At 45.1% G+C, this 17920-nt stretch carries 15 protein-coding genes; 3 read left to right on the forward strand and 12 right to left on the reverse strand.

The window, feature by feature from the left end; all coding sequences use genetic code 11:
* Positions 1–7: 7 nt before the first annotated feature.
* The 5 genes from ABC357_RS19385 to ABC357_RS19405 all read right to left on the reverse strand — a co-directional run bounded on the left by ABC357_RS19385 (position 8) and on the right by ABC357_RS19405 (position 6936).
* Positions 8–1147, reverse strand: a complete 1140-nt coding sequence (locus tag ABC357_RS19385) for an acyl-CoA dehydrogenase (RefSeq protein WP_412889244.1) — start codon at positions 1145–1147, stop codon at positions 8–10.
* A gap of 83 nt (positions 1148–1230) precedes the next feature.
* Positions 1231–2367 (reverse strand): acyl-CoA dehydrogenase, encoded by a 1137-nt coding sequence (locus tag ABC357_RS19390; RefSeq protein WP_412890077.1) that lies wholly within the window; start codon positions 2365–2367, stop codon positions 1231–1233.
* Between the two features lie 42 nt (positions 2368–2409).
* A complete protein-coding gene (locus tag ABC357_RS19395) occupies positions 2410–3261 on the reverse strand; it encodes a 3-hydroxybutyryl-CoA dehydrogenase (protein ID WP_412889245.1) in 852 nt (283 codons plus the stop codon).
* A 46-nt stretch (positions 3262–3307) separates the two neighbouring features.
* Positions 3308–4495: an acetyl-CoA C-acetyltransferase gene (locus tag ABC357_RS19400; protein WP_412889246.1), complete on the reverse strand. Its 1188-nt coding sequence runs from the start codon at positions 4493–4495 to the stop codon at positions 3308–3310.
* A gap of 329 nt (positions 4496–4824) precedes the next feature.
* Positions 4825–6936, reverse strand: a complete 2112-nt coding sequence (locus tag ABC357_RS19405; RefSeq protein ID WP_412889247.1) for a (Fe-S)-binding protein — start codon at positions 6934–6936, stop codon at positions 4825–4827.
* Between the two features lie 275 nt (positions 6937–7211).
* On the opposite strand from ABC357_RS19405, the gene cls reads away from it, so the two are divergent.
* Entirely contained in the window at positions 7212–8414 is a 1203-nt protein-coding gene (cls, locus tag ABC357_RS19410) for a cardiolipin synthase (protein ID WP_412889248.1), read from the forward strand.
* A gap of 55 nt (positions 8415–8469) precedes the next feature.
* A complete protein-coding gene (uvsE, locus tag ABC357_RS19415) occupies positions 8470–9423 on the forward strand; it encodes a UV DNA damage repair endonuclease UvsE (RefSeq protein ID WP_412889249.1) in 954 nt (317 codons plus the stop codon).
* Between the two features lie 45 nt (positions 9424–9468).
* Here uvsE and argS read toward each other — a convergent pair whose 3' ends face one another.
* From argS to speE, 4 genes are all read right to left on the reverse strand, one after another.
* Entirely contained in the window at positions 9469–11139 is a 1671-nt protein-coding gene (gene argS / locus ABC357_RS19420; RefSeq protein ID WP_412889250.1) for an arginine--tRNA ligase, read from the reverse strand.
* The gene (locus ABC357_RS19425; protein ID WP_412889251.1) at positions 11140–11574 is read right to left on the reverse strand and encodes a YwiB family protein; all 435 of its coding nucleotides are present in this window, start codon (positions 11572–11574) and stop codon (positions 11140–11142) included.
* Between the two features lie 219 nt (positions 11575–11793).
* Complete coding sequence (gene speB / locus ABC357_RS19430; RefSeq protein WP_412889252.1) at positions 11794–12663, reverse strand: agmatinase; 870 nt, start codon at positions 12661–12663, stop codon at positions 11794–11796.
* Positions 12664–12675: 12 nt separating this feature from the next.
* Positions 12676–13503: a spermidine synthase gene (speE, locus tag ABC357_RS19435; RefSeq protein WP_412889253.1), complete on the reverse strand. Its 828-nt coding sequence runs from the start codon at positions 13501–13503 to the stop codon at positions 12676–12678.
* A 277-nt stretch (positions 13504–13780) separates the two neighbouring features.
* Between speE and ABC357_RS19440 the strand changes: the two genes are divergently transcribed.
* Entirely contained in the window at positions 13781–15856 is a 2076-nt protein-coding gene (locus ABC357_RS19440) for a transglycosylase domain-containing protein (RefSeq protein ID WP_412890078.1), read from the forward strand.
* 40 nt (positions 15857–15896) lie between these two features.
* Here ABC357_RS19440 and ABC357_RS19445 read toward each other — a convergent pair whose 3' ends face one another.
* From ABC357_RS19445 to ABC357_RS19455, 3 genes are all read right to left on the reverse strand, one after another.
* Positions 15897–16445, reverse strand: coding sequence for an LOG family protein (locus tag ABC357_RS19445; protein ID WP_412889254.1), 549 nt, complete (start codon positions 16443–16445; stop codon positions 15897–15899).
* Positions 16446–16678: 233 nt separating this feature from the next.
* The gene (locus ABC357_RS19450; protein WP_412889255.1) at positions 16679–17206 is read right to left on the reverse strand and encodes a YwhD family protein; all 528 of its coding nucleotides are present in this window, start codon (positions 17204–17206) and stop codon (positions 16679–16681) included.
* A 16-nt stretch (positions 17207–17222) separates the two neighbouring features.
* The gene (locus ABC357_RS19455) at positions 17223–17882 is read right to left on the reverse strand and encodes a site-2 protease family protein (RefSeq protein ID WP_412890079.1); all 660 of its coding nucleotides are present in this window, start codon (positions 17880–17882) and stop codon (positions 17223–17225) included.
* Positions 17883–17920: the final 38 nt, after the last annotated feature.

Consider the following 17920-nt stretch of genomic DNA (forward strand, 5'->3'; position numbering starts at 1 on the left):
AGCATTCTTATTTCGTCAGCATCCGCGAAATGACAAGGCGCTGGATTTCCTGTGTTCCTTCATAAATCTGGGTGATTTTCGCGTCTCTCATAAAACGCTCGACAGGGTAATCCTTCGTATATCCATATCCGCCAAATACTTGGACCGCTTCTGTCGTTACTTTCATAGCTGTATCCCCAGCAAATAGTTTTGACATGGCTGATTCCTTGCCATATGGCAGCCCTTGCGATTCAAGCCAGGCGGCCTGGTAAGTCAATAAGCGTGCTGCTTCAATATTTGTTGCCATATCAGCCAGCTTAAAGGCTACACCCTGTTGTGCAGAAATAGGTTTTCCGAATTGCTCGCGCTGTTTTGCATAATCCACAGCTGCATCCAATGCCCCCTGAGCAATCCCTACAGCCTGTGCAGCGATCCCGTTGCGTCCGCCATCAAGGGTCATCATGGCAATCTTAAAGCCTTCGCCTTCTTTTCCAAGAAGATTTTCTGCCGGAACGATGCATTCTTCAAACACTAATTCTGTTGTAGGCGATGAACGGATCCCCATTTTTTTCTCTTTCTTGCCGACACTGAAGCCTGGGAATGTACTTTCCACAATAAAGGCGGATGTTCCTTTTTGCTTAGACTCCGGATCAGTCAACGCAAAGACAATATACGTATCTGCAATCCCGCCATTTGTAATGAATATCTTGGAGCCGTTCAGAACATAATGGTCCCCTTCACGTCTTGCCGTCGTACGCATCCCGCCCGCATCAGATCCGGAACCCGGTTCTGTCAGACCGTAAGCACCCATCTTTTCCCCCAAAGCCATCGGGCGCAAATATTTTTGCTTCTGCTCTTCTGTTCCGAACTTAAATAGCGGCCAGCCGGCAAGCGATGTATGTGCTGATAATGTTACCCCGGTTGAAGCGCACACTCTTGATAACTCTTCTACAGCTATGCAATAGGCTAAATAGTCACTGCCGATTCCGCCATATTCTTCAGGCCATGGAATGCCGGTAAGGCCAAGCTCAGCCATTTTTTTGAACAGGTCCATATCAAAGCGTTCTTCCTCATCCCTTTCCGCAGCAGTCGGAGCTACTTCATTCCGGGCAAAATCGCGGACCATCTTGCGGATCATTTCATGTTCTTCATTCAATGTAAACTTCATTTTTTCCCCCACCTTTTTTAGAATGCTACTTTATATATTTAAACGGGTCAGAATCCCTTTGTTTCCCGCCTATTAAGGCTCTGTCATTGCGTAAGATGCTTATGGATGACAATCCGCTGTATCTCACTCGTTCCTTCATAAATTTCGGTCACCTTGGCATCGCGGAAATACCGTTCCACTTCGTATTCAGTCGTATAGCCGTATCCTCCGAATACCTGGATAGCTTCCGAGGTAACCCCAACGGCTGTTTTAGAGGCAAATAATTTAGCGATCGAAGCTTCTTTCCCGCATGGTTTTCCTTTTGCCCGCAAGCTTGCCGCCTGGTAAACAAGCAATCTCGCAGCCTCAACATCCGTTGCCATATCGGCCAGCTTAAAGCCTATCCCCTGCTGGGCGGCAATTGGCTTATTGAATTGGATGCGTTGTTTACTGTACTCGACAGCCAGTTCCAAGGCTCCCTCTGCAATTCCGAGTGCCTGGGCAGCGATCCCGATCCGGCCGGCATCCAGGTTAGCCATGGCGATTTTAAATCCTTCCCCTTCTTGCCCCAAAAGCTGTTCCTTCGGGATCCTCATTTGTTCAAATGTCAACTGGACGGTCTTCGAACCCTTCAGCCCCATTTTATGTTCGTCTTTTCCAATAACGAGCCCCGGTGTATCCTTCTCGACTATAAAAGCGGAAATTCCTTTTGCCCCGGCAGAAGGATTTGTACGTGCGAATACAATATATACATCCGCTTCCCCGCCATTCGTGATGAACACTTTGGAACCATTGAGCACATATTCATCGCCTTGGAGGACCGCCCGGCTTTTGAGGCTGGCAGCATCCGACCCTGCGCTTGGTTCCGTCAGGCAGAATGCCCCCAAATAGGCTCCCGTGGCCAGTTTAACCACGTACCTCTCCTTTTGCTCCTCCGTCCCAAAATATAAAATGGGATTCGTCCCTACTGATGTATGGACAGATAATATGACACCCAAAGTCGGGCTGATTTTTGATAATTCATGGATGGCAATGATGTAGGAGAGAAAATCCATTTCTGCACCGCCGTATTTCTGGGGGATAGGAATGCCCATCATTCCGAGGGCGGCCATTTTATTTAATAGCTCTCTCGGAAATTCTCCATTCTCCATCCGCTCCACAAAGGGCTTCACTTCTTGCTGGGCAAAATCGCGGACCATTCTCCTCATCATTGATTGTTCCTCTGATAAACGCAATTCCATCATTGTTCCTCCCAGATGCAACCTTTTTGGTTACTGAGTCGCTTATTCGTAAGAATAGAAGCCCCGGCCGGATTTTTTGCCAAGCCAGCCCGCCTTGACATATTTGCGAAGCAACGGGCATGGGCGGTATTTATCATCGCCAAACCCATCATGCAGCGCCTCCATGATATACAGGCAAGTATCCAAGCCGATAAAGTCAGCCAAAGTCAGCGGACCCATCGGATGGTTCATTCCAAGCTTCATCACCGCATCGATATCTTCGGCTGTGGCCACACCTTCATATAAGGTGAATATGGCTTCATTGATCATCGGCATCAAAATCCGGTTAGATACAAAACCTGGAGAATCATTCACCTCTACCGATGTTTTATTCAAATCTTTCGCTAATCCCTCGATTGTTTCGTACACTTCATCGCTGGTCGCCAGCCCACGGATTACCTCGACCAATTTCATCACCGGGACAGGATTCATGAAATGCATGCCGATTACTTTATCAGGGCGGTGCGTGCTCGCTCCTATTTCGGTGATTGGCAGTGCAGATGTATTGCTTGCCAAAATGGCATGTGCAGGAGCAATTGCATCAAGCTCCGCGAACAGCTTTGCTTTTATATCCATATTTTCAACCGCTGCCTCTACAACCAAATCAACATCGGCGGCATTCTGTAAATCTGTTGAAGGAATGATCCGTGACAAAATGCTCTCCGCCTCTTCATGGCTCATTCTTCCTTTTTCCACTTGCCGGCCTATATTTTTTTGTATAACGGCTTTTCCTCTGTCAACGTATTCTTCCTTCAGGTCATGCAAGATGACCGGGTAGCCGGCAGTGGCGAATACCTGGGCGATTCCCCCGCCCATTTGTCCGGCTCCGATAATCATTACTTTTTCTACTTTCATGCTCTCTCCCCCTTATTCTATGAATCACCGATTCTTGGATAATCCGCTATTTCTTAGGCACTTCAATCATGACAGCGTCCCCTTGGCCGCCTCCGCTGCAAATGGAAGCGATGCCGATTCCTCCGCCACGGCGTTTCAATTCATTGATCAGAGTGAGGATTATGCGTGTGCCGCTTGCCCCGATTGGATGCCCAAGTGCAACTGCACCGCCATTCACATTTACTTTTTCAGGATCAAGCCCTGCCAGTTTATTGCTCGCCAATGCCACGGCCGCAAAAGCTTCATTAATTTCAAGCAAATCTATCTCTTCCATCGTTTTTCCTGTTTTATCAAGCAGCGTTTGGATCACAAGCCCAGGCGTTTTGGGAAAATCTTTTGCTTCCACGGCTATTTCGGCATGCCCGATTATATAGGCGGCTATTTCTTTCCCATCGCGCAACGCTTTCTCTTCACTCATCAAAACGACCGCGCCAGCGCCGTCATTGATCCCCGGCGCATTCCCAGCTGTAACGGTGCCATCCTTGCTGAAAGCAGGCTTTAAAGCAGCCAGTTTTTCAAGGTTCGTATCGCTGCGCGGAGACTCATCCTGACTAACACTAATCGCCTCTCCCTTTCTCTGAGGAATCTCCACAGGCACAATTTCATCATTAAATTTCCCGGTTTCCATTGCTTGTATGGCGCGTTGATGGCTTCTAAATGACCATTCATCCTGTTCTTCACGGGAGATGCCCAGCTCAGCAGCTGTACTGCTTCCGTAAGTACCCATGTGGGCACCTGTAAAGCTGCATGTTAATCCATCGAATATCATCATATCTTTTGCTTGAGCGTCACCCATCCTCATCCCCCAGCGTGCATTTGGAATGATATAGGGTGCATTGCTCATAGATTCCATGCCTCCTGCCACAACAACTTCTTCTTCTCCTGCACGTATTAGGATGTCGCCGAGTGTTACGCTTCGCAAGCCTGATGCACAAACCTTATTGATGGTCTCGGTTTTCACTTCCCATGGAAGGCCGGCCTTTCTTGAAGCCTGCCGAGAAGGAAGCTGCCCCTGTCCTCCTTGCAGGACAGAACCCATAATGACCTCCCCAACCTCTTCCGGTTTCACATCCGCTCTCCTTAATGCCTCTTTAATGGCGATCCCGCCAAGATCGGATGCTGTTAAAGACTTCAGCGCTCCCCCAAACTTTCCGAAAGCTGTTCTAGCTCCTCCAACGATCACTGTCTTTGCCATTCTTCTCCATCGCCTTTCATTAATTAGATAAAATCCAGCAACAACCCATTTGTAAACGTTATCATTTTTATAGTACCTTCGACTGAACGCTCGCTCGATATAGAAGCTGAAAGAAAAGGGCCGCATCAACTGCAAGCCCGTTTTCTTTTTTCAATAACTACAAACATAAGTAATACGTCCCTTACTTATATTTTACATTATTTTCTATTATTTGAAAAATATTTACTATTCATTCATCTTATCTTATGGCTTTGCAGGAAATAGCTCTTTTTCCTCGCTGCAATCCTACGGTCTGCCGACCATATTGCCTAGTACCGGACTGGCTTAGATTAAGAAGCTGCCTCCACTCTTTCTCCAACAACAGACCGCTCTAATATTTCAGCCACATCATAGGTATGGACTGTCTCCTCGACTTCTTTTGCCTTCGTTCCATCGGTAAGCATCGTCAAGCAGTATGGGCATCCCGAGCTGATTACAGATGGTTTTACGACAAGTGCCTGTTCTGTTCTTGCCACGTTGATCCGATGGCCTGTTTCCTCTTCCATCCACATCAAGCCGCCTCCAGCACCACAGCACATCCCTTTCTCACGGTTCCGTTCCATTTCAACCAGTTTGACGCCCGGAATGCTTTTCAGGATTTCACGCGGAGGATCATACACCTCGTTATAGCGGCCTAAGTAGCAGGAATCATGGAACGTGATTGTTTCATTCACTTCATGCTTCGGCTCCAGTTTCCCTTCTTCTACAAGCTTGGCTAGAACCTCTGTATGATGGTAGACCTCAGCCTCCAAGCCAAAATCAGGATATTCATTTTTGAAAATATTGTATGCATGCGGATCGATTGTGACAATTTTTTTCACGTCATTTTTTTCAAATTCAGCAATATTATTTGCCGCTAGCTCTTGGAAGACAAATTCATTTCCGAGCCTGCGCGCTGTATCGCCGGAATTTTTCTCTTTATTGCCCAGGATGGCGAATGTGACGCCTGCTTCATTCATCAGCTTCGCAAAAGATAGCGCGATCTTTTGGCTGCGGTTATCATATGAACCCATGCTGCCAACCCAGAATAAATATTCGAATTCTTCGCCGGCTTTTTTCATTTCCTTCACTGTAGGAATATGGACATCCTCGCGCAATTCGCGCCAATCTTCTCTTTCTTTACGATTCAATCCCCAAGGATTACCTTGGCGCTCGATATTTTGCATCGCACGCTGGGCATCAGGGTTCATCTTGCCTTCTGTCAGTACCAAGTAACGGCGCAAATCGATAATTTTATCTACATGCTCATTCATGACCGGACATTGATCCTCACAGTTGCGGCAAGTCGTGCAAGCCCATATTTCTTCCTCAGTGATGACGTCCCCGATCAAGCTTGGGTTATAAATAGACGTAGCTGCCTGTTCGGCTGCTCCTTGCCCTGCCGCCGCATAAGCCAATTGGTTCCCCTGTGTTTTGGAAAACATGAAGCCTGGCACCCATGGTTGTTTTTGAGTCGTTACGGCTCCCTGAAATGTCAAATGGTCGCGCAAGCGGATAATCAGATCCATCGGGGACAGCATTTTTCCTGTTCCTGTCGCAGGGCACATATTCGTACATCGGCCGCACTCTACGCAAGCGTATAAGTCTAGAAGCTGTTTCTGGTTAAAATCTTCTATCTTGCCGACACCGAAAGATTCCTGTGACTCATCCTCAAAATCAACCTTCGCCAATTTGCCTGGATTGGACAGGCGGTTCATGTAAACGTTTGCTGGACCGGCGATTAAATGGGCATGCTTGGATTGTGGAACATATACCAAGAATGTCAATAGAATGATCAAATGCAGCCACCATGCAATATAAAAGCCGACAATGGCAGCCGTTTCGCTGATTCCCCCAAATAAGACAGCAACTCCCGAGGCAATCGGTTCATACATAGACGGATCATGGCCATGCCAGATCATCGCCATCCCGTTTCCAAACAGGACAGAGACCATTAGTCCCCCGATAAATATCAATACTAATCCTGCTTTGAATCCTCTCTTCAATCGGACAAGCTTCTCAATATATCTGCGGTAAAATGCCCAGACGACCGCAACAAGAATAATGAATGTCACAATTTCCTGGAAGAAAGTAAAAGCGGGGTACAATGGACCAAAAGGCAAATGTGCGCCCGGTTTTATCCCTTTAATGATCATATCGATGGCTCCAAATTGGACCAATATAAAGCCATAGAAAAACATGACATGCATGATGCCGCTTTTCTTATCCTTCAATAGCTTTTTTTGTCCGAATACATTGACCCATATTTTATGGAGACGCTCTTTCACATTGTTATCGAACTCAATTTTTTTACCAAGCTTTATATATTTGATTCTCGTTTGAATCAAATATATGAATAAGCTGATCCCATACGCAACGACTAGCAAAAACGCAATTAGGTTGACCCATAATAAACCTTCCATTAGTTCCCCTTTCCCAAAAAGAGCACGAAAAGATTCAGAGCAAGCTGAAATCGATTTTTGTTCGCATACATATCTCTTAATGTTAACTTTACTATATTTTCTGAATGTTATTTCTAGCTACATTTTATATAATGAATGAGCATTCAGTCAACTAATTTCTACATATTTCAATTTTTATATGTTACTGCCAGTCCTTTCTGAAACGGTTATCGAATAATTCAACCCTCTTCTAAGGAGAATAACCTTATATGCCATGAAAGAAGGAGAGAGCGGATTTGAAAGTAACCGTCTTCATTTTATTGATTCTTATCGCCCTGTTTGCCCTCTTTTGGTATGACTATCATGCAGGCCAAAAGAAAAAGGACATGCAGGTGCAAAAGAAAGAAGGAAAAGTAGTCGATGGGTCCCTATCCGTTTTCACATCGGGCCCCGAATTGTTTGATGTCATGTTCAACGATATTCGACAAGCGAAAAAATATGTACATGTCTTATTCTATATAGTGGGAAAAGATTCCTTCTCTCAGCGTTATATTGATTTGCTGAAGAAGAAAGCGGAAGAAGGCGTCGAAGTCATTTTAATGCTGGACCGGTTAGGGAGCTATTCTTTCAAGGAAAGCAGCATAGAGGCGCTTAAAGCAAGCGGGGTGAAATTTTCGTTCAGCCGAAAGCCTTCTTTCCCCTACCTTTTCCATTCCATCCAAGTAAGAAACCATCGGAAGTTGACCATCATAGACGGAAAGACCGGTTACCTAGGCGGCTTTAATATTGGCATGGAATATATCGACAAGGACCCCAAACTAAGCCCATGGCGCGATTATCATTTGCGGCTGCAGGGAGAAGGTGTGCATGGCCTTGAACTGCAATTTCTGGATGATTGGGAAAGAGCTTCCGGCGAGCACATCCAATATACACAATGGTATAAAGATCCAAATCCTAAAGGGACACAAAAGCACCGGTTATTTCCCACAGACGGAAAATTCCTTGAAGAAGAGTATATCCGCCTCATCAAGAGCGCAAAAAAGGCCATTGTCATCGGTACGCCTTATTTTATCCCGACACAGGCAGTGCTGGATCAATTGGGATACGCCCTACATGATGGTGTCAATCTCACGATTCTTGTCCCTGAAAAATCGGATCACCTCTTCGTGAAAGAAGCTTCCTATCCTGCATTAAGGTACCTCTTGCCGCTCGGGGCAAAGGTACTTCAATTCCAAAAAGGATTCTTTCATGGCAAATACATGGTGATAGATGACCAGTTGGCTATTGTCGGGACAGCTAACTTTGATAAAAGAAGCTTTTTCCTTAATGATGAAATCAACTGTTACGTGTATGACAAACTCTTCATTGAGCAATTAAATGGATTGATAAAAGAAGATATAGGAAATAGTACTGTATTGACGAAAGAGGAACTATCGACAAACGGACTTTGGAGCAAGCTGAAAGAAAAAATAGGCTGCCTGCTTTCCCCGTTCCTGTAAGACGTCGATTCATACAGTATCGCAGGTTCTTATATAATAGTTGGAGGAGAAAACAATGAAAATACGGTTTGGCTATGTTTCCACAGCACTGGCATTATGGGATGCTTCCCCTTCCAAAACAGTGACATTTAAACGCTATTCACAGATGAGTGCAGACTCAAGGCAGGAAAAGCTGGAGGCTGTAACCTTGACCAATATACGGAATACAATGCGGATGCTTTATTATAATGCTGCCCATGAGCTGGAGCTCTACCGGCTCTCCAGCAGCATCGTCCCCCTGGCAACCCATCCAGAGGTATTGTGGGATTTTGTATCTCCTTTCCGCGAAGAATGGAGGCAGCTCGGAGATTTTATAAAAAAAATGAACATGCGCGTCAGTTTCCATCCGAACCAATTCACTTTATTCACAAGCCCCCGCCAGGAAATCACAGCGAATTCCATCGGCGATCTGTCTTACCACTATCGGATGCTTGAAGCAATGGGGATAGAAGACAGGTCCTTTATGAATATACATATTGGCGGCGCTTACGGTGATAAAAAGGCTGCATTGGATAGATTCCATGAAAATCTCAAACAGCTTCCAATCCCTATCAAGGCGCAGATGACCTTGGAAAATGATGATAAGACATACACAGCGTCGGAAACGCTGCATGTATGTGAAAAGGAGCGGATTCCACTCGTTTTTGATTACCACCACCATATGGCCAATCTCTGCGTGGAGCCTTTAGAGGAGCTTCTTCCTTCCATCATTGGGACTTGGGAGCATACAGGCCTTCCACCCAAAATCCATATATCATCCCCAAAATCCGAAAAAGCGTTCCGATCCCATTCTGATTATGTTGATTTTGATTTTATCCAGCCATTTTTCACGCTGTTGAAAGAAGTAAATGTGGATGTTGACTTTATGATTGAAGCGAAAAGCAAAGATTTGGCTGCTCTCCGTTTAATAGATGATATCGCTAAAGTGAGAGGGGTAAAACGAATCAGCGGGGGCGCGGTAGAATTATAAAAGAAAGGGAGGCAGCCGGCCGGCTCCTCCCTTTCTTAATGCCTTTTACATTTTTTCCGGTGCAGATACGCCAATTAAAGCGAGCGCATTACGCAGGGTTGTTCTTGATGCTTCAATTAATGCCAAACGGGCTTTTGTCCGTTCAGGATGCTCCGTATCCAATACCTTTTCTGCATTATAGAAGCTGTGGAATGCAGAAGCCAGTTCATAAATATAATTCGTGATCCGGTGAGGGAGTCTCTTTTCAGCCGATTCCGCCACCACATATGGGAAATCGCCTATCTTCTTCAGAAGATCATACTCCTTCTCTGAATGAATATGGGTTAAATCATAATCGTTATCGTGCTGGATACCTGCTTCAGCCGCTTGTCTGAGAATGCTGCAAATGCGGGCATGTGCATACTGGGCATAGTAAACAGGGTTCTCATTGGATTGTGAAACGGCAAGGTCCAAATCAAAATCCATGTGCGTATCGGCGCTTCTCATAGCAAAGAAATAGCGTGTGGCATCCAGACCTACTTCCTCTACAAGATCTCTCGTCGTCACAGCTTTCCCTGTCCGCTTGCTCATCTTCATTTTTTCACCGTTCTTATACAAATGGACAAGTTGGATGATTTCCACTTCAAGCTGATTCTGGTCATATCCCAGTGCTTCGATAGCAGCTTTCATTCTAGGAATGTAGCCGTGGTGGTCAGCACCCCAAATATTGATCAACGTTTCAAATCCTCGTTCCAATTTATCACGGTGGTACGCAATATCAGGAAGAAGATAAGTAAATGAACCATCCTGTTTAATAAGCACTCTATCTTTATCATCGCCTAATTCTGTTGAACGGAACCATGTAGCTCCATCCTGTTCATAAATATGGCCGCGTTCCCTCAGTACTGCCAATGCTTCCTCAATTTCATCGTTCTCATATAGGGATGTCTCTGAGAACCAGGCATCAAAACGTACTCTGAAATCTTCAAGATCTCCTTTAAGCTTGCCCATTTCATATTTCAAACCGTATTCACGGAAGAAATCAAACCGGTCCTGTTCGCTGTCTCCGGCAAATCGGTCACCGAAATCCTCTACAAGTTTTTTCCCGATTTCTATAATATCCTGGCCGTGATATCCGTCGGCAGGCATTTCCTTTTCAAGCCCTAATGCCTGAAAATAGCGGGCTTCCACTGAAAGAGCCAGATTATTGATTTGATTGCCGGCATCATTGATATAGTATTCTCTTGATACATCATAACCTGCCATATCCAAAATATTGCATAATGAATCACCTACAGCCGCACCGCGGGCATGGCCTAAATGCAAATCGCCTGTCGGGTTGGCGGAAACAAATTCAACCTGGATTTTTTCGCCTTTTCCGGCTTTGCTTTTACCATACGAATCGCCTTCTGCAAGAACTGATGGAATCACACCTGTTACATAATGGTTATCCATATAGAAATTTATGAAGCCGGGCCCCGCAATATCCACCTTTTTAATAGATGCTTTTTCTGAATCAAAATGGGCTATTATCTCTTCAGCTATTGCACGAGGCGCTTTTTTTGCAATTCTGGCAAGCTGCATAGCTATATTTGTGGAATAATCTCCGTGGCTTTTATCTTTTGGGGTTTCTAGAATGATAGCTGGCATCGTATGCTTTTCCGCCAAGCCAGCTGTCAATACTGCATCCGCAACCGATTGTTTTAACGTTTCCTGCACTTGTCCGATAATGTTCATCTATTGTGTTTCCTCCTTGTAGTCGATTACCATTTTATACTGTCCTGCATCTGCTCCCTGCATAGTCAAATCATAGAGAAGGGTCATTTTTCCTTCAGACATGCTTTCGTTATGCTCATGAGTCATATCTTTGGCCGTTGTCAACATCTGCAACGTTCCGAAAGGACTTTCGAAATTGCCGACTGTCATCAGACCCTTTATGAATTTCTGGCGCATTTTCACCTGTCCATTTCTCATGATGAACACTTCATTCTCCGACCATTTGACGATTGTCTGAATCTCTTGCATATCTTGCTGAACCTCATTGTAGCGGAGGTATAAAGACCCTGCTTTTTGCTGAAGGGTTCCGAACGTCAGCAATTCATACGTCTCTTCATCCTGACCATTGCGGATTGTTGTTTCTAGTTTCACCTGTACACGCTTTTGTTCCGGCATGGCTCCTCACCTTTCTATGCTATTTATATGCACTCGGCATTATGCCGCCATTTTCCATGTTATTAACCTTTCCTAGTATAAAGATTCTTTATCCCGGTTTCAACTTAATCGTATAGCTGCAATGCGCCGCCTTGCCTTCTATGCAATTAAAAAAAGCAATCCTTTAACTCGCAAAGGATTGCTCTGTATCGCCGATTCCATGCCGGCCGTCACTATTGTTCAATACCAGTTCAATACCATTTCACGGATCAGTTTGCTGGCTGTATTAACCGTCTGTTCAGTTGGATCATAGACCGGGGCAACCTCTACTAAGTCGCAGCCCACGACATTCACTCCGGATTGGCCGATTGCTTGGATACTGGCCAATAATTCCTTGGAGGTAATCCCCCCGCAGTCGACTGTGCCTGTCCCCGGCGCATGCGCGGGGTCCAAAACGTCAATGTCGATGGTGACATAAACAGGTCGGCCATCGAGGCTCGGCAACATTCTTCTCAAAGGTTCCAGAACATCGAACTTGCTGATATGCATGCCATGTTTCTCCGCCCACTGAAATTCTTCCTTCATCCCCGAGCGGATACCGAAAGAGTATACATGGTGCGGGCCCATTTTTTCTGCGATTTTTCGGATAGGTGTAGAATGGGAAAGCGGCTCCCCTTCATAGTGCTCCCGTAAATCTGTATGGGCATCAAAATGGATGATGGCCAGATCGGCGTAAGTATCAGCAAGCACCTCCATCACTGGCCATGATACAAGATGCTCGCCGCCCATACCGAATGGCTTCTTGCCATCCTTGAGCAGCCTGCTAACAAATTCCCTGATTTGATCCAGACTTTTAGAGGCATTGCCGAAAGGAAGCGGCAAATCGCCGATATCATGATAACGAACTTCTTCAAGCTGGCGGTCGCAGTAAGGGCTATACTCTTCCAATCCAATAGAGGCTTCTCTTATGCGGCCGGGGCCAAATCTGGAACCTGGGCGATAGCTCACTGTCCAATCCATCGGCATCCCATAAAGGACTACATCACTTTCTTCATATGTGCATGTACTGCCAATAAATACATTTCCTGAATAGGCTTCATCAAACTTCATCGCAATACCTCCTTATTTCGTTAAATCCTCAACAAATTTGGGCAGTACAAATGCCGCTTTATGCAATTCCTTCGTATAATATTTCGTATTCATATCGCTAAATCGGCTTTCCTCTACTAGCAAAGGATCATGCTTCTTCGATCCTAATGTGAAACACCACAAACCGCTTGGGTACGTAGGGATATTCGCTGTATACAGCCGCGTAATCGGAAAGATTTCCTTTACATCCTTCTGTACTTGGGCAATTAGATCCGCCTTAAACCATGGATTATCCGATTGGGCAACAAACAAGCCATCTTTCTTAAGCGCTTTGCTGATCCCTGCATAAAATCCTTTTGTAAACAGGTTCACAGCTGGCCCGATCGGTTCAGTACTGTCAACCATGATGACATCGTAGGCATTCTCCGCCTCTGCGATATGCATGAAGCCGTCTCCAACTTTCACTTCCACACGGGCATCTTCCATTTGCCCTGCTATGGAAGGCAAGAATTTCTTGGAATATTCTATTACTTTTCCATCTATATCCACCAAAACAGCTTTCTTTACTTGTTTATGCTTCAGGACCTCACGAATGACTCCTCCGTCCCCTCCGCCGACAATCAGAACATTCTCCGGATTCGGATGAGTGAAAAGAGGTACATGGGCAACCATTTCGTGATATACGAATTCATCTTTTTCAGTAGTCATAACCATATCGTCCAACAAAAGCATATTGCCCCACTCTTCTGTTTCTACCATATCCAATTGCTGAAATTCCGTCTGTTCTGAATGCAGTGAACGATTCACTTTCATCGTGATCCCAAAATGCTCAGTCTGTTTCTCCGTAAACCAAATACCCATCTCTTACGCTCCCTTTCCTTGTATGTTGATTGGTTTTGCACTTTAATGTTTTACATCCTAAAGCTGGCCACTCCCTGAAAACATTTCTTGGAATAATTGTTCTTTTATGTAAAACAAAGCACAGGAAAAGTATAGAGCATATATGAAACATTTCAAGAAAAATATATCAAATATAGAAGAAATGTTTAAAATACGGCTCTTTTTTTCATACTAATAATACAGCCCCGATCCTGTTCTGACCGGGAAACTGAAACAAACAGAACATTTGATGGAAAGGATGGTTTTCGTGGAAGCAACAACCAGAACTTCACGCCGGAAAACAGCTAAATTAGCCAGAGTAATGACTTTCATCCTTCTCTTATGCGGTGGGTCCTTACTCGCAATCTATTTATTTCTGCTCATCTATGCAAAAATACTGGGCCCGCCTCCGTTGGCCGTTCCACAATCGACAATCTTCTACAGTGATAACGGGAAAGTCATAGGGGAATACGATAATGGCCAAAAACGATATTGGGTGAACCTCGACGATATTTCCCCTACCATGGTGCAGGCCATATTATCCGTGGAGGACAAAAGCTTCTACAAGCATCATGGCTTTGATTACAAGAGGATTGCCGGAGCCCTAGTTGCAGATGTCAAGGCTCTCGGCAAGGTACAGGGAGCCAGTACAATCACACAGCAATATGCTCGCAACTTATTTCTCACACACCAAAAATCTTGGCACCGCAAGATGAGTGAAGCCTTCTATACCATGCGGATAGAGATGAACTACAGTAAAAATGAAATCTTGGAAGGCTACTTGAATACGGTTTATTTCGGGCATGGCGCCTATGGAGTCGAGGCTGCGAGCCGTTATTATTACGGAAAGCCAGCTAAGTCCCTGACACTGAATGAAGCTTCCATGCTTGCCGGAATTCCGAAAGGGCCCTCTTATTATTCGCCCATCCTATCGCCCGACCACGCTCTAAAGCGGCAGCGAATCGTCTTATTGTCGATGAAAAAAGCGGGTTATATAAACGACTCAGATATTCAGGCAGCCCGGAAACAGAACTTGGCCTTCCATGGGAAATACGATCATCGCGAGGCAATGGCACCCTACTATATCAGTGCCGTTAAACAGGCATTGAAATCCCAGCTGCACCTGGATGAAAAAACAATTGCATTGGGCGGTTTAAGGGTCTATACATCATTGAACATTAAACAGCAGGATGCAGCCGAGGAGGCCTTTAAACAAACATTCGATAACAGCAGCGATCTGCAGGGCGCCCTGGTAGCCATGAATCCTAAAAGCGGTGAAGTGAAGGCGCTGATCGGCGGGAAGGATTATCAGGCCAGCCCCTTTAACCGTGCCATTCAAGCAATCCGGCAGCCCGGCTCCACCATGAAACCCCTCCTATATTACGCTGCATTGGAGAATGGCTTCACTCCTGCCACCATGCTGAAAAGCGAAAGCACAACATTTTCGTTCGATGATGGACGGGCCTCTTATTCCCCGCATAATTATAATTCGCAATATGCCGATAAAGAAATCACCTTATCACAGGCACTGGCATTGTCGGACAATATTTATGCGGTTAAGACACATCTTTTTCTCGGAGAAAAGGAATTATTGAAGACTGCCCAAAAATTCGGCATCCACAGTAAGATTGATGCTGTCCCTTCCGCCGCATTAGGCACGTCTGGGGTAAAAGTCATTGAGATGGTGAACGCATACAGCCGGCTGGCCAATGGAGGGAAAAATGTAGAGCCCATTTTCATCAAAAAAGTGGAATTGCCTACCGGTGAAGTCATCTATAAAGCTCCAGATTTCCATAAACAAGTACTTAGTTATAAAAATACATTTGTCATGACATCGATGATGACCGGTGTTTTCAACCCCCATCTGAATGGATATGCATCTGTGACCGGCACAACCTTGATTCCTAGGCTAAGCAGACAATATGCAGGAAAATCAGGGACAACTTCTACTGACAGCTGGATGATTGGCTATACACCACAATTGGTGACAGGTGTGTGGACCGGATATGACCAGGCTAAGATGATGGATAACCCTGTAGAACGAAGCTATGCTAAAAATATATGGGCAGATTTTATGGAAACAAGCTTGTCTAAATCAACCTTTAAAACATTCAAGCCGCACAGCAAACAGCTGGTTTCGGTCAAAATCGACCCGGAAAGCGGAAAACTTGCCGATAAGAACTGCCCTAATTCGATTCCAACCTATTTTGTCAAAGGCACTGAGCCAAAAACATATTGCAAAACAGCAGCAAAGGAAAATCGAAATAACAGTGGAAAGCAGCCCATTCAAAAAGAGCAGAAACCATGGTACAAAAAGATCCTCCCATTTTTCTAATGGCAGCAAAAAAGGCCTCCCTTGAAGGGATGGCCTTTCTTTATACATTATGTGCCTGGAGCATGGAGTCGATCAAAACCGATGCATCCTCACTGCATTTGATCATATCCCTATGTGCTTGCGGCAAAAATTGCTCTTTCGCCATATGGTCGAATACACTCATCAAAGGAGTATAGTAGTGATTTACATTATAGATGCCCACGGGTTTATGATGGATGCCGATCTGGTTCCAAGTGAACACTTCGAAAAATTCATCCAAAGTCCCTGGTCCCCCAGGCATAGCGACAAAGGCATCGGCCAATTCTGCCATCTTGGCTTTTCGCTCATGCATGGATGACACAATATACAGCTCCGTCAAATGATGATGGGCAAGTTCACGGTCAGCCAACATATTCGGCATGACGCCTATTGCTTTTCCTCCATGTTCAAGGACCGTATTGGCCAGCACTCCCATTGTCCCCATGGAAGATCCCCCATAGACAAGCGTGATCCCCCGGCGGGCCAATTCCTTCCCAAAAACAGCAGCTCTCTCACGGTACACAGGGGAAGCCCCATCTCTTGAACCGCAAAAAACAGCTATACTATTCATATCTCATCCCTCCATTCTTTCCTTACTTAATTATATCGGAAATAGGTCGGGACAGACTAGATTTACATTAAAATCCCCAGACAATCGAAAACAGGCTGCTGCCAGCGGAATGAATCCATAGGCACAGCCTGTTTTCTTGTCCTAGTTCTATAGCGTTGCACGCTGAGATTAAGTTTACTCATATTTTTCCAAAACGACAAGTATTTAACAAATATTTTTAACGGTTTCCATCATTATCTCTTTTTATCTAACGATTCTACCGCTAACTGGCGCTTCAGCTCATCGCTTGATGCTTTCCACATATCCGGATTATGCTCACGGAGGAAATCACCCAGCACTTGCTTCGAATGGTCATCCATATGCTGCAGGATGATCTTCCGTTTCATGGCCTTATCCAATCGATTCACATGCTCGGGCAACGATTTATACCCTCTCCTAATCGAACGGTCAACCGTCATCTCGCACGCTGTAACACCAGCGTAATGGAGGCCTTTTTCACTTTGCTCGACAGCTGTCCATATGATCCAATATGGCTTGCCATTTGGGACTTCACTTCGATCCGGCAAAAATTTAATGCCGCGTTCCACAGCACTTCGAGCATGCATCGCGCCGATTTCAATCGATGCTTGCCCTTCTTCCACATCAATGATAATAGGGGAAATATTCTCTAGGTTGATAGAACCGATTCCGAACCCTTTATGGCCAGAAGCCGGCTCATTCTTAATGATTGTGAATTCCATTCTGTTTTTCTTGTTGTTCATTGCAGACTCCTTTTATTTAATGCAGAAAAATGGCGGTGAATATATCTTGCAATCCATAAATGATGGATGGCATAACGGTATTGAAAATAGGCTGGATGGTATAATTGTCTAGAGGCGTTACCAGCAATATCAGGAATAAAAGCATCCCATACTGTTCATACTGTGTCATTTTAGCCCGAATACGGGGCGATACAAGATCTTCAATAATCCGATAGCCATCAAGAGGAGGTATCGGCAGCAGGTTAAAAACAAACAGCATCGTATTCATTGAAATAATCACATTCAATAAATCGGACACGAAGAAAGGCATATCGTTCCATACATTTAACGCTGCCATTCCATACATAATAGTAAAAGCAATAATCGTAACCAATAAGTTGCTCACAGGGCCTGCCACCGAAACAAGCACTCCCGCCAAGCGGGGCCGCTTGAAATTATAGCGGTTGACTGGTACAGGGCGGGCCCAGCCAAAACCTGCAATCAAAATAAACAGTGTTCCTATTGGATCGATATGCTCAATCGGATTCAACGTTAACCGCCCCTGGTCCTTTGCAGTCGAATCGCCGAATTTATAAGCGACATACGCATGGGCAAATTCATGCACCGTAAAAGCAATCAGCAACGATATAATCACATATGGCAAATCGGACAAAGGGTACCTAAAAATACTGTTCAACAAATCCATATATCACACTCCACTTTATTCGTACATTC

Origin of the sequence: Bacillus kalamii, assembly GCF_047238185.1 — a bacterium.
Taxonomy (GTDB): Bacteria; Bacillota; Bacilli; order Bacillales; family DSM-1321; genus Bacillus_AD.

Excerpts from the sequence above, each read along its gene's own strand:
- ABC357_RS19440 (WP_412890078.1), top strand. The coding sequence starts at position 13,781 with ATGGTTTTCGTGGAAGCAACAACCAGAACTTCACGCCGGAAAACAGCT.
- ABC357_RS19450 (WP_412889255.1), bottom strand. The coding sequence starts at position 17,206 with ATGAACAACAAGAAAAACAGAATGGAATTCACAATCATTAAGAATGAG.
- ABC357_RS19445 (WP_412889254.1), bottom strand. The coding sequence starts at position 16,445 with ATGAATAGTATAGCTGTTTTTTGCGGTTCAAGAGATGGGGCTTCCCCT.
- speE (WP_412889253.1), bottom strand. The coding sequence starts at position 13,503 with ATGGGTATTTGGTTTACGGAGAAACAGACTGAGCATTTTGGGATCACG.
- argS (WP_412889250.1), bottom strand. The coding sequence starts at position 11,139 with ATGAACATTATCGGACAAGTGCAGGAAACGTTAAAACAATCGGTTGCG.
- speB (WP_412889252.1), bottom strand. The coding sequence starts at position 12,663 with ATGAAGTTTGATGAAGCCTATTCAGGAAATGTATTTATTGGCAGTACA.
- ABC357_RS19425 (WP_412889251.1), bottom strand. The coding sequence starts at position 11,574 with ATGCCGGAACAAAAGCGTGTACAGGTGAAACTAGAAACAACAATCCGC.
- uvsE (WP_412889249.1), top strand. The coding sequence starts at position 8,470 with ATGAAAATACGGTTTGGCTATGTTTCCACAGCACTGGCATTATGGGAT.
- ABC357_RS19400 (WP_412889246.1), bottom strand. The coding sequence starts at position 4,495 with ATGGCAAAGACAGTGATCGTTGGAGGAGCTAGAACAGCTTTCGGAAAG.
- ABC357_RS19385 (WP_412889244.1), bottom strand. The coding sequence starts at position 1,147 with ATGAAGTTTACATTGAATGAAGAACATGAAATGATCCGCAAGATGGTC.
- ABC357_RS19390 (WP_412890077.1), bottom strand. The coding sequence starts at position 2,367 with ATGGAATTGCGTTTATCAGAGGAACAATCAATGATGAGGAGAATGGTC.
- ABC357_RS19405 (WP_412889247.1), bottom strand. The coding sequence starts at position 6,936 with ATGGAAGGTTTATTATGGGTCAACCTAATTGCGTTTTTGCTAGTCGTT.
- ABC357_RS19395 (WP_412889245.1), bottom strand. The coding sequence starts at position 3,261 with ATGAAAGTAGAAAAAGTAATGATTATCGGAGCCGGACAAATGGGCGGG.